The sequence below is a fragment of the bacterium genome (assembly GCA_030655055.1).
In the GTDB taxonomy this organism is placed as follows: domain Bacteria; phylum Edwardsbacteria; class AC1; order AC1; family EtOH8; genus UBA5202.
Genome location: JAURWH010000025.1, coordinates 1 through 11,999, shown reverse-complemented (window position 1 = coordinate 11,999; position 11,999 = coordinate 1). Strand labels below are relative to the sequence as shown.

Sequence of the window (11,999 nt, the reverse complement as noted above, 5' to 3'; positions counted from 1 at the left end):
ATGTTCACCTGCCCGGTGGTGGGACGGTCCAGGCAGCCCAGGATCTGCAGCAGGGTTGATTTTCCCGAGCCGGAGGCCCCGGTGATGGCTATGGTCTCGCCGGGCAGGATCTCCAGGTCCAGTCCCTGCAGCACCGTCAGGGGCTTGGCGGCAGGATTGAATGTCCGGGAAATGTCCCTGGCTTTTATGATCGGTTCTATGGTGCCTGTCATTGGCTGATTGATTTTGTTTTTGAAGGTTACCTTTGGCTGGCCCCGGACCTGTTCCCCTTGACCAGCAGCACAAACAGCATCACCGCCAGCAATGACATGGCCGCGCCGTAGACAAATGCCGCCTTAAAGCCAAAGCTCTGCCATAACAGACCGGCCGCGGCGCTGGCGGCAAAGGCGGCCAGGCCGTTGGACATATGATAGACCCCCATCCCGGTGGCCCTCAGGTCTTCCTGCACCAACTTGGAGGCATAGGCCTTGCCCACCCCGTCGGTGAAGGCGGTATAAAAACCGTAGACCGCGAACAGGACCCAGACCAAAGACGGATGGTGGTTGAAGGCGAATCCCAGGTACACCAGGCTGAACAACAGCAGCCCGAAAGTGTAGACCTTTCTGGCGCCGAACCGGTCGGCCAGCATTCCGGCGGGGTAGGATCCCAGGGAGTAGGTCAGGTTGTACAGCACGTAAGCCAGGATGACCGTCACCACGGCGTTTGATGTCCCGGCAAAAAGGTCCTTGGCCCTGATGATCAGAAAGACGTCCGACGAATTGCCGATGGCAAAGATCAGGTTTATGAAGATGAAGATCTTGAAATCCCGGTTGAACGACTTCCATCCGAAACGGGGCTTTTTATACCGGGCGGTGAAAGGTTTCTCCTTTACCAGGAACAAAACTATCACCCCCAGCACGGCGGGGACAAAGGCCCAGAGAAAGACCTGGCGGTACGACAGGGCCTGGGCGGCCGGATCGGAGGAGTTCATTTTGCTCATGAAGAACAACGCGGCCAGCGGTCCCAGCACCGCCCCCAGGGAATCCATGGCCCGGTGCAGGCCAAAGGCCTTGCCCCTCTGCGATTCCGGGGTGTAATCGGCGATCAGGGCGTCCCGGGCCGAGGTCCGTAATCCCTTTCCGGTGCGGTCCAAAATGCGCATGGCCAAAACGAAGGGCCAGCCCAGGAACTGGGCAAAGGCCAGCAGGGGCTTGGAAAAGGCCGATAGGGAATACCCCCCGATCACGAACGGCCTTCGTTTGCCGGCCTGGTCGGACCACCAGCCGGAGAATATCTTGAGGATGTTGGCGGCACTCTCGGCCAGGCCCTCTATCAGGCCCAGGGCCGCCATCGGCGCCCCCAGCACCGAGGTGATGAAAATCGGCACTATCGGATAGAGCATCTCCGAAGAGATGTCTGTCAGCAGACTGACCCAGCCCAGCCGGATCACATTGGGGGACAACCTGGGTTTATCGGCGTTTGCCATTTTTAGGGTCCTCTGATCTGTTGTCAATTGCCTTGATCGGGCTAGTATGCCCCCCCGCCCAGGATGACCGCCGGAATGGTCTTGAAAAGAATTTCTGTGTCCAGCACTGGGGAACTGTGCTCCAGGTAATAAATGTCCAACAGCACCATCTCTTCAAAGGACAATTCGCTGCGCCCCGAGATCTGCCAAAGCCCGGTCATGCCCTGGGGGCCTTCCAGCCTTCTTTTGTGCCATTCTTTATATTGGGCCACCTCGAAAGGAAGAGGCGGGCGGGGACCGACCAGGCTCATCTCGCCCAGAAAGACGTTGATCAACTGGGGAAGTTCATCCATGCTCAAACGCCGCAACCAGCGCCCCACCGGGGTTATCCGGGGATCGTTGCGGATCTTGAAGATCGGTCCGTCGGCTTCGTTCTGTTCCATCAGCCGGTGCTTGTTCTTTTCAGATCCCTGGAACATGGTCCGGAATTTGAATAATTTGAATTCGCGGCCCGCCTCCCCCAGCCGGATCTGCCGGAAAAAGACCGGCCCCGGCGAATCGAGCTTTATCATAATTGCCGATAACCCGAATACCGGGGAAAGGAACAGCAGACCCAGGCCGGAACCCAGGACATCGATCGTTCTTTTAAAGGCCCGGTAGGACTTTTGGAACAGAGGATAATGGGGCCGGAACAGGGATATCCCCGCCATGTCATAAATGCCGGCCACCCTGGCCAACAAGTCGGTGCGGTGCGACACTATCCGTACTTCTATCTTCTGACTGTGGCAGTATTCCAGAATATGGCTGTAATCGGCCAGGTGGCGGGAGAGATCCGGAATGAATACTTCCTCCACTTGCTGCTGGGGAATGGTCCGCTGGCATTCGGTATAGAGGCCCAGGGCCTTTACCCCGCAGTAGCTGAAATTAAGATCCCTGGAGGTCTCCACCAAAAACCCCATGATCCTGTAACCCAGGGCGTGATTGGTTATCAAATGATCCAATATCGCCTTGGCTGAACGACCGTTTCCCACGATCACTGCATTTTTTACCCCCCACCCCTTTTGCATCCGGCTAAGATTCAATTTGAAAAGCAGCAGCCGGCTGATGGTCAAAAACACCGGGGTGATGACAAAATACATCACGATGTAACCCCTGGAATAGTAATATCCCTTCAGCAGGAACACTATGGTAACCAGCGCGATCAAACTGTACAGGGAGGACTTTAAGAGGTCCAGCACCTGTTCCGGACGCGGTTGCTTTCCCACCCGGCGGTAGCTGCCGATCAGGGCCAGCCAAAACACATAGGCCAGCAGGACCCACAGCTTCAGCTCGGGCACCGAGCCCCGGCCCGACTTGGCGAACGGCAGCAGGTCAAACCACAGCCACTGGGTCAGGCCGGCCGACAGCCAGGCCGTCAGACAGTCGGTCAGCAGAACCAGCGCCGGAAATATTTCCCCCCACTTTTTTCTTAATGTCATGGCTTCCCCTCCCGGAACTTTGCGTATTCAACATCCACTATTTTTTTTAACTGCCGTATAAAACTCTCCTGATTGAAACTCCAGGCATGCTTTCTTATTTGCTCCCGGTCAAATCCTGTTTTTTCAAAACGTCTTATGGCTTCTATCAAAGACTCCACCGTCTGCTGATAAAAGAAAGTCCCGGTTTTGCCCTCCACCACCGTCTCCAGGGCGCCGCCCCGGCCGTAGGCTATCACCGGCTTGCCGCAGCACTGGGCCTCCAGCGGGGTCAGCCCGAAATCCTCCAGAGTGGGGAATATCAGGGCCCGGCAGTTCTGGTAATAATCCAGCAGCTGGCGGTCGGAAACCTTGCCGGCAAAGCGGACATTGGACAGGGCCATTCGTTTTAACCGTTTCATCTCGGAACCGTCTCCCACCACCACCAAAGCCCGGCCGGTCAGATTGAAGGCCTGCACCGCCAGATCCACTCTCTTATAGGGCTTAAGCCGGGAGACCACCAGGTAGTAGTCGCTGCTCCCCCCGTCGTTTTGAGGGACGAAGAACTCGGTATCCACCGCCGGGTGAAGCACCAGGGAATCCCTCCGGTAGTACTTTGAGATCCGCTTTTGAACCTCCCGGGAGTTGGCTATGATCAGATCTGGCCGCTGGGAACTCATCACATCCCAGCGCCGGATACTGCTGAGCATGGATTTAAGCAGCAGCCTCAAGGGCCAGGCATGTTCTTTAAGTGTCTGATGGTACCAGTCCCAGACGAAGCGCATCGGGCTGTGCAGGTAACAAAGGTGCCAGGTGCGGGGATCGGTGATGGCCCCTTTGGCCCAGGCGCTGGAACTGGAGATCACAATGTCGTAACCGGTAAAATCAAAGCTTTCCACCGCCACCGGCATGAATCCCAGGTATTCGCGGAACTGCCCCCAGGGAGAACCGGGCAGGCTTTGTACAAAAGAGGTTTTGGCCTGCTCAATATTAAGGTGTTCCTCCAGCAGCCCGTCCCCTTTTTGCCGGACCAGGGTATACAGGTCGGCCCCGGGAAATATCTTCAGCAGCATCTCCAGCACCCGTTCCGCCCCCCCGTACTGGGTAAGGTAATCGTGAACGATGGCGACCTTCGGGCCCTTCACCTCCGGCTTGACGGCCGAATGATCTTCCTCCGGCTGGGGCCAGAATTTCCAGCCGTATTTTTGAAAATAACTGACCATGCTGTTCAGATGAACCCGGAACAGCCGGTTCAGGGGGTTGGCGCTTTGGCGGTGGAAACGGTGATGGGCAAAAACCCGGCTGTTATACAATACTTTCCAGCCGGCCATATGGATCCGGCGGCAGATGTCCACGTCGTCAAAATACAAAAAGAACCTTTCGTCAAACCCGCCGATCTGATCCAGGGCCTCGCGCCGGAAGAACATGAAAGAACCCTGGAACCAGTCGGTCTCAAAATTTTGGCTATAGTCGTGCTGCAACATCTCATGGCGGTCGGCTATGGCATGCAGCCTTTTGTTCTTGAAGGGGAACCTCCGGGCCCAGATGTCGACCAGGGTGGGAAAGGTCCGGCAATTATGCTGGATCCCACTGCCGTCCCAGTTCATCAACCGGCAGCTGCTGACGCCGCAATCAGGATTGTCTTCCATGAAAGCGACCATGTCCTGAATGGTGTTTTTCTCGAACTTAAGATCGGCATTCAATACCATGACATAAGCGCCCCGGGCCCGCTTGATGTTGAGATTGTGGTTGGCCCCGTAACCCCGCTTGTTTCGGTTTATGCAGATCTTTACCTCGGGATACTGCTGCAAGAAATGTTCTACCGACCCATCTCGGGAGCCATTGTCCGCCAGGAGGATTTCATGATCGATGCCCGTCAACGATTCCTCAAGGGAAGGCATTAGTATCTTAAGATGCTTGAGCTCATTAGACGAGATCAGGGAGATTGATACCAGCGGTTGCTTTATTTTTTTCTGTGTGGACATAAGGTCTGAATATTTGTTTTGATATTTCTGCTGACGGGATCAATTCAGGGAGCTTCCGATTAGCTTTTAATGCTTTCACTCTGTCAGTTCTCTCCATGATCTGGGCATATTTCGTTCTACTTCTATGTTCCCGAATTTAACTCCCCGTCTGATGCCGGCGATCCTGGCCCAATTGACCATCCTGGCAATGCCTTCTTCCAGGGAAACATTGTGCATCAAGTCACCAAATACGGCTTTGGCTTTATCATGGGAAGAAAAAGCATGGACCACTTCTTTGCGGGCCTCCAGCCTTATTATTTCGGACCGGCTTCCCATGGCCCGGGCCACCACTTCAGCCAGGTGCAGCACCGAATATGGGGCATCTGCTCCAATGTTGAAAACCTGGTTATAGGCCTGGGGGCGTTCGATCGACCTGGCCAAAACGGGGGCCACATCCCCGATATATGAAAACGCCCTGGTCTGCTGGCCGTCGCCGAAGATCGTCATCGGTTTTTGCTGCATTATCTGGTTTATGAAGATGCCTATCACGTTGCGGTACCGGTCTCCCAGGTTCTGCCGTTCCCCGTAGACATTATGCGGACGGAACACGATGTAATTAAGTCCGAACATTTCGTGGCTTTCCTTAAGGTCCATTTCCACCGCATATTTGGCGATGCCATACGGGTCTTCCGGCTGCGGCACCATGTCTTCCGTCATCGGGACCTGGTTGGGACCGTAAACCGCAATGGAAGAGGTAAATACAAAGCATTTGACCGTTCCCGCATTCACCGCGGCATTGATCAGGTTGACGCTGCCGATCAGATTATTGGTGTAATTGAACCTTTTGATGAAATGGCTTAAGCCTTCGGCCGCATAAGCAGCCAGATGGAACACGTATTCGAACCCATGCTCCTGAAACAGGCTGTCCACCAGCCCGTGGTCGGTGATGGACCCCTGCCGGAAGATCATCCCGGCGGGATTGTTTTCCAGGAACCCCCCGGAAAGGTCGTCCAGACCCACTACCTTATGGCCATTGGACAGAAGTGTTTCGGCCAGGTGTGAGCCTATGAAACCGGAGCACCCGGTAACCAGTATTTTTGCCATTAATTTCCTTTTCTCTTCGTGTTTTTGGAAACCGGAATCAGGTGTTAAGCAGATAATAAACCGCCCAGCCTGCTTTCCGGAAACGGGAACACCATTCAAAGTCATTGTCTTTTTTGCCTGTCTTTTCATCCAGCAGAGACAGTCCCCGGAGGTTGCGACGAACCATCATGCAATTTGCGAGGAATAACTCCTTTTCGTTAAGGTCATTCTCCGGAAGAAAGGACGGGCCCTTGCCATCAGAAACCATCCCGGCCATTCCGGCCTTATCTGTATGTTCCATAAAGTCATGGAGCCGGCCCATCTGCCCATAAATGGCAGCCGGTACCAGCGGAACCAGCACCAGGTATTTTGATTCCGTCATTTTTATCGCCTGGTTCACTGCCCGCAGATATCCCTTTGGCTTTTTATTGGATATCCATGCGATCTCGGGCCGTTCCGCTTTTAAATATTCAAGGGTTCCATCCTGGCTGGCTTCATCCACCACTACCACCTTAAAGGGCACGGCGGGAGGGTTTTGGTAAATCTTCTCCAAGCATTTTGCCAAAAGCCCCTTTTGGTTACTGCAAACCATCAGCAGTATCATCTCCGTCGTTGTTTCCTTCCGGTCAAAGTTCTTGGTGTAGCGCTCGTCCAGTTTCCAGTCGTACTTTTGAAATAGTTTGAGATAGCTGAGCACATGGCGACAATAAGAGCGGACTTTGATCTGGTTTGTTCCCTGCTGCCCGTAATGGAATATCCTGGCGTCGGGTACAAAGTAACGCTTCCAGCCGTGCTCCTGCAGCCGGTAACTTATGTCGATATCCTCGCAATAGATGAAAAACCTTTCGTCAAAAAGTCCTACCTGCTCCAGGGCCTGGCGCCGGAAGATTATGTTCCCGCCATAGACCCAGTCCACCTCTGTCTCTGAGGCCAGAACCACATCCGACATCTCGTAATAACGGACCTGGGCGGATGGCGGCAGAATATTTTTCAAAAACGATCCCCGGTAAAGCACCGGCCAGATGGATGGAGGGAACCGCCGCCGCGAATACTGGCGGACCCCCTGGGGAGACAACAGTTTAGCCCCGGCGGCCCCGGCCTGTGGATACTTGTCCATGAACCGGACCATGGCGGTAAAGGTATCCTCGGTGATGTAAGTGTCGCTGTCCAGGGAGAACAGATAACGGCCCCGGCCCATTCCCAGGCCGGTGTTCTGGGCCGCAGCAAAGCCCCTGTTTTTGCGGTTGGCCATCACTTTTACCCAGGGGAACTTTTCGGCCAGCATCGCTACCGTGCCGTCGCGGGAGCCGTTATCCACCACGATCACCTGATAGCTGATGCCCTTGGTATGTGCCTGGATAGACTCCAGACACAGCCCCAGCAGCCGCTTGACATTGTAACTGACGATGGAGATGCTCAGGTCTGTTGTTTTGTCTTCGGGATAAAGCATGGGAATAATCTTAAATTATTTGGCGGGCAGTGGTTATTTTATAATTCTGCGACAACAGCAGGGAGATCATTTTATTCAGGACGTCCGGCCGGTTGCCGCTGGCGATAAGCCAGTCGTGCAGGTTCAGGGTGAAAAAGTTCGGCGCCCGCAAAAGCTGCTGGTGCCAGGCATTGACAGCAAAGTCTATGTCTTTTGCCGGCGATGGCTGCAGTGGCGAAACCAGACCCAGCAGCTCCCCATCCATGGAGGAGGTCAGGGGCAGTTCTTTTAACCCCTGTTTGTTCTGGTAGGGTGTCTTGGGGAAATTCCTTTCCTGCCACCTGGCCCATAACCCCGCCATTCTTTGCCCCGCCCGGATCTCGGGCCGGGCCGCCGGGGAAAAGAACCTTTCCCGGAAGAACAGGTGCCGGTGGCTGACCCAGAGATATCCCTTTCTATTCAGCCATTCCAGCAGCCTTTGATCGTAATCCAGCCAGGGGGCCCGGAACCCGTATGGACTGTGCCCCAGGGTCTGGCTGTAAGCCTGATGGCTGCGGGCCAGTACCTTTTCCAGCCACTGGTCATCCAGCATCCTCAGGTTTTCGTGCTTCCATCCGTGCAGGGCTATTTCGTGCCCCTGCCTTTCCAATTCCACAAAAAGCTGGGGATGCAGCTCCAGCAGCTTGCCGCAGGTGTTGAAGACCGCGGGGACCTTGTATCTATGCAGCACCTTGGAGATCTGGCTGATCCCCTCCGCAAAATCCAGGTACTCCCGCCAGGGGCCTTCCAGTCCTGATTCGGTATCTATGAATATTATGGCATTTTTCCCGGTCACTTCTTCTCCCGCCAGGCAGTTATTAGATTGTGGGCCAGCTTGCCCGCTTTCTTTATGAAATAGCTTGCATCTTTCAATCCGATGCCCCCGGACCGCAGCATCAGCCGGGCCCGAAGCAAAGAACCCTTGGCCTTCATATCAGCCATCTCCTTGTGGCTGACCCCCGGAAGGTTCAGGATAAAGGAAGTATCCTTGAGCCAGGCATCCCAGTTGCCCGAAAGTTCCGGCGGTATCAATTTATGGCGCAGGGCCATGTCATACAGCTGGCTGCCGGGATAAGGGGTGGTAATGGACCATCCCAGATAATCCAGCAGTTTCTGGTCGACCAGGCTCCGGGCAAAGTTCAGGGTGTTCCGGGTCATGGCCGCGTCCTCGTATTTTAACGCGCCTTGCTCCTCCCAGACATTGAACAGCATGAAGAAGGCGTGGACCTTCAAGCCGTGTTTCTTGAGCAGCCGGCAGGCCTGCTCGGCCTGCGGCAGGGTTATCCCCTTGCAGATCCCCTTTAGGGCTTCGGGATTGCCGCTCTCTATCCCCAAACCAGCGCACCAGCAGCCTGACCTGGCCATCAACTCCACCAGTTCATCATCCAGCGGCACCGCCCGCACCAGGGTCATCCAGTCGACATCCAGTTTGCGGGAGATCAATTCGCGGCAGACGTCCTTGGCATTGGCCAGATGGTTGTTGAACTCATCGCCATTGTCGAACACCTCCCGGATGCCGTACTCTTTTTTTAAATGCTCGATCTCGTCGGCAATGTTTTTGGGGCTGCGGACCCTGATCTTGGGAGTAGAGGTCTCCCAGACCTTTTTGGAGCAGAAAGTACAGTTGGCCGGGCATCCCCGGGACATGATCATCAATGTCTGGGGTTTGGATTTGTACAAATAATATCCTGCATAGTCCTTCATGTCTACCAGGTCCCGGGCCGGAAAGGGAATGTCGTCCAGGTTTTGGATGAAGCGTCGGGGCTTGGTGTTGGCTATGCCAGTTTTCCCCCGGTAGTAAACGCCGTCAACCTGCTCCCATGGGAAAGCGGCCAGCTGTTTCCCGCTGTCGTAAAGCGAAACAATGTGCCGCAGGGTCTCCTCGCCCTCGCCGTAGACAACCGCATCGGCCAGGCTTTTGTTCAAGCAGTCCTCCGGCAGAGCCGTGGCATGGGGTCCGCCTATCAGAACCATCACCCCGGGGTTCTCGGTTTTTATTTTGGTGGCCAGTCTCAATGCGCTGGAGGCAGTAGGGGTGAACGAGGATATTCCCACCACATCGGCCCCGAAGTCCTTAACGGATTGAACTGTTTTAGCATAACCCTGCCGCAGGCCGTCAACCACCGAGATCTCGGTATGGGGAAGATGTTTCCGGACATAGGCCGCCAGATAAAGGATCCCCAGGGGGGGATTGATCTGCTCCCCCAGTTCGCCGAACTGGGGCGGGGTCTCCGGCGGGGCAAACACCAGCTGCAGTTTCATGGGGTTGGTTTCCTGAATGTTTTAATGGTTTCCTGGTAGGCCTGGGTCAACTGCCCGGCCGATGTTTCCCAGCTGTAATTGTTCTGGACCAACTTCCGGGAATTCCCTCCCAGCCGGCCGGCCAGATCCGGATCATTCAGGCAGTCCGCCACCGCTTCCGCAAACTGCCGGGGATCGTCCCGGACCAGCAGCTCCCGGCCGTCCACCGCCCCGATACCCTCGGACCCGATGCTGGTGGTTACCACCGGCTTTCCCATGGACATTGCTTCCAGTATCTTTAACTTGGTGCCGCTTCCCATCCGCAAGGGGGCCACTACCACCCGGCATTTTTGCATTATTCCGGCCAGGTTGTCTACCCATCCCATCACCTCTACCGCCGGGTCATGTACCTGGCGCAGCCAGGCGGGGGGCTGGTTTCCTGCTATGTAAAACCGGGCATTGGGATGCCGGGTCTTTACCTGGGGCCAGATATCTTTCAACATCCATTTTACCGCATCCTGGTTGCCGAAGAATTTGAAGGTCCCCACAAAAAGGATGGCTGGTTCAGTGACCTCATTTGCGATTGAAGAAAAATACCCGGTATCCACGCCGTTGATCACAACGTGGACCGGGATCTTCACCCCGGCCTGGGCTATTAAATCCTTGTCCTCCTGCGATACTTCAATGCATCCGTCAAACTGGTTGCAGATGCCTATCTCAAACGGCTTGATCCGTCTGGCCTCCTGCATGGCTGCCAGCTTTTTAACGGGGTTTTTCTCCACCTGGGACAGCCTCTCCAGTATCAGATATTCCACCCCCTGCTCCCCGATCACCTTGGGGTACAGCTTGGATGACCGGGAGCGAAGCAGGCAATCGGCCATATGATAATGTTCCACATGGATCAGGTCCGGCTGCCAGCCGGCAGTCTCCCGGTCGATGGTCTGCACCAGCGCCTGATTCCGCCCGTTGATGACATGCATGAATGGTTTTCCGGTGGTCAGGTAAGCGGCCAAGTTCCCGGGGGAAAATACCGGCGGCCGGGGTATGGTGGTCAGATTGGCGCAGTATTTCTTCAATTCATATTCTTGCTCCCGGGTCACCGGCTCCCGATTGTAGGCCAGCAGGTGGATCTGGTTGGAACCGGACAAGTGCTTGATGACATTAAAGACCCGGGTATGTCCGCCAGAGATCAGGGGATAGGGAAGATACGGGCAAATGAATAGTATCTTCATTTTTTTTCGGCTACCACAACCCAATAAAATGGGTATTTGTTTATCAGCGGTATATGGGTAATAATTGAATCAAGTGTGGTGCATAGATTCAATTCCCATTTACGGACAGTCAGTCTTTGACGAGTTTTAGCATTCAATAAACGGTAGACAGCTTCTGTGGCGTGATATAGCAGTCCTGTCAGAAAATATTTCGGTTTCACTACCCTGGGTTTTATTCCAGCTGTTTCACAAAACCCAAGAATGTCTCTATAGCTGACCCCCCGGTTTGCTTCATCCCCAACTGATTGCTGCCCTAATTGCCCTGAACGGATTTGAAGTAACCCCGCCAGCGGCCTGATCACCTTATAAAACCACGCGGCAGGTTCCATGCTTAACACCAAAAAGCCTCCTGTCTTTAGACATCTGCCGATTTCCAGCGCAACCTTTTCCCGCCCCTGCATCTGATGCAGGGCAGCACAGATAAAAACAACATCAAAGGTCTCTTCATCGAAGGGAATTGCCTCGGCATCAATCGCAGCCACCGCCCACTCTCCGGAGCCCAGAGTGGTAAATTTGATCGAAGCCGCCTTGGCCATTTCCGGAGCCAAATCGCTTTCTAGCACCTTGAAGCCTCTTTTGACATAAATAACACTATTGCTGCCGTCGCCACCTCCCAGGGAAAGTATCAAGCCGTTCGGTTTGAGAAATTTGAACTGAAGCTCCGTCAGCTTATCGTCGTATCTGCTGCTGTGATAATAATTACGGATTAGGCTGGCCAGGCTCGGGTTTTTTGCTTCCTGCCCGTAGAATTCCGCTTCACTTTTCTTAAAATTGTCTGCATGATCCCAGAAAACCGGAATTCCTCCCTCTACTCCAAAACTTTGGCCGCAGCTTGAACAGGCATAGGCCCCCGCAACCGGGGCAAGTTTACACCTGCATCTGGTGCATATCAGCCTGTTCTCCAATATTTCAGGTAATTTATTTCCCAGCCAATGAGTCATATACCCTTTGCACTCCGCCTATATAGTTTTCTGCGCTGAATTTCCGTTCCACTTCGCTTTTAGCCAGGTGGGTCATTCTGTTGGTCTTTTCGGGATCGCTGATGATCTCCAGGCATTTTGCGGCCAGCTGCCG

The 11,999-nt window shown here is 54.5% G+C and carries 10 protein-coding genes; all 10 read right to left on the bottom strand.

The genetic code is table 11. The features are described 5' to 3' along the window. Nucleotides 1-212 (bottom strand): ATP-binding cassette domain-containing protein (locus tag Q7U71_01215; GenBank protein MDO9390377.1); only part of this gene is annotated, 212 nt, incomplete at its 3' end. 26 nt (nucleotides 213-238) lie between these two features. Then, nucleotides 239-1,465 carry an MFS transporter gene (locus Q7U71_01210; protein ID MDO9390376.1) on the bottom strand — a complete coding sequence of 409 codons (1,227 nt, stop codon included), beginning with the start codon at nucleotides 1,463-1,465 and terminating at the stop codon, nucleotides 239-241. Nucleotides 1,466-1,506: 41 nt separating this feature from the next. Then, nucleotides 1,507-2,922, bottom strand: coding sequence for a sugar transferase (locus tag Q7U71_01205; GenBank protein ID MDO9390375.1), 1,416 nt, complete (start codon nucleotides 2,920-2,922; stop codon nucleotides 1,507-1,509). Beyond that, nucleotides 2,919-4,883, bottom strand: a complete 1,965-nt coding sequence (locus Q7U71_01200) for a glycosyltransferase (GenBank protein ID MDO9390374.1) — start codon at nucleotides 4,881-4,883, stop codon at nucleotides 2,919-2,921. The genes Q7U71_01205 and Q7U71_01200 overlap by 4 nt, the downstream gene beginning before the upstream one ends. Nucleotides 4,884-4,958: 75 nt before the next feature. Next, complete coding sequence (locus Q7U71_01195) at nucleotides 4,959-5,966, bottom strand: NAD-dependent epimerase/dehydratase family protein (GenBank protein ID MDO9390373.1); 1,008 nt, start codon at nucleotides 5,964-5,966, stop codon at nucleotides 4,959-4,961. A 37-nt stretch (nucleotides 5,967-6,003) separates the two neighbouring features. Further along, on the bottom strand, nucleotides 6,004-7,395 hold the full coding sequence (locus tag Q7U71_01190; GenBank protein MDO9390372.1) for a glycosyltransferase family 2 protein: 1,392 nt from the start codon (nucleotides 7,393-7,395) through the stop codon (nucleotides 6,004-6,006). Nucleotides 7,396-7,405: 10 nt separating this feature from the next. Further along, nucleotides 7,406-8,209, bottom strand: coding sequence for a polysaccharide deacetylase family protein (locus Q7U71_01185; GenBank protein MDO9390371.1), 804 nt, complete (start codon nucleotides 8,207-8,209; stop codon nucleotides 7,406-7,408). Continuing rightward, nucleotides 8,206-9,675 carry a radical SAM protein gene (locus Q7U71_01180; GenBank protein ID MDO9390370.1) on the bottom strand — a complete coding sequence of 490 codons (1,470 nt, stop codon included), beginning with the start codon at nucleotides 9,673-9,675 and terminating at the stop codon, nucleotides 8,206-8,208. The genes Q7U71_01185 and Q7U71_01180 overlap by 4 nt, the downstream gene beginning before the upstream one ends. Next, complete coding sequence (locus Q7U71_01175) at nucleotides 9,672-10,886, bottom strand: glycosyltransferase family 4 protein (GenBank protein MDO9390369.1); 1,215 nt, start codon at nucleotides 10,884-10,886, stop codon at nucleotides 9,672-9,674. The genes Q7U71_01180 and Q7U71_01175 overlap by 4 nt, the downstream gene beginning before the upstream one ends. Beyond that, the gene (locus Q7U71_01170) at nucleotides 10,883-11,866 is read right to left on the bottom strand and encodes a class I SAM-dependent methyltransferase (GenBank protein MDO9390368.1); all 984 of its coding nucleotides are present in this window, start codon (nucleotides 11,864-11,866) and stop codon (nucleotides 10,883-10,885) included. The genes Q7U71_01175 and Q7U71_01170 overlap by 4 nt, the downstream gene beginning before the upstream one ends. Nucleotides 11,867-11,999: the final 133 nt, after the last annotated feature.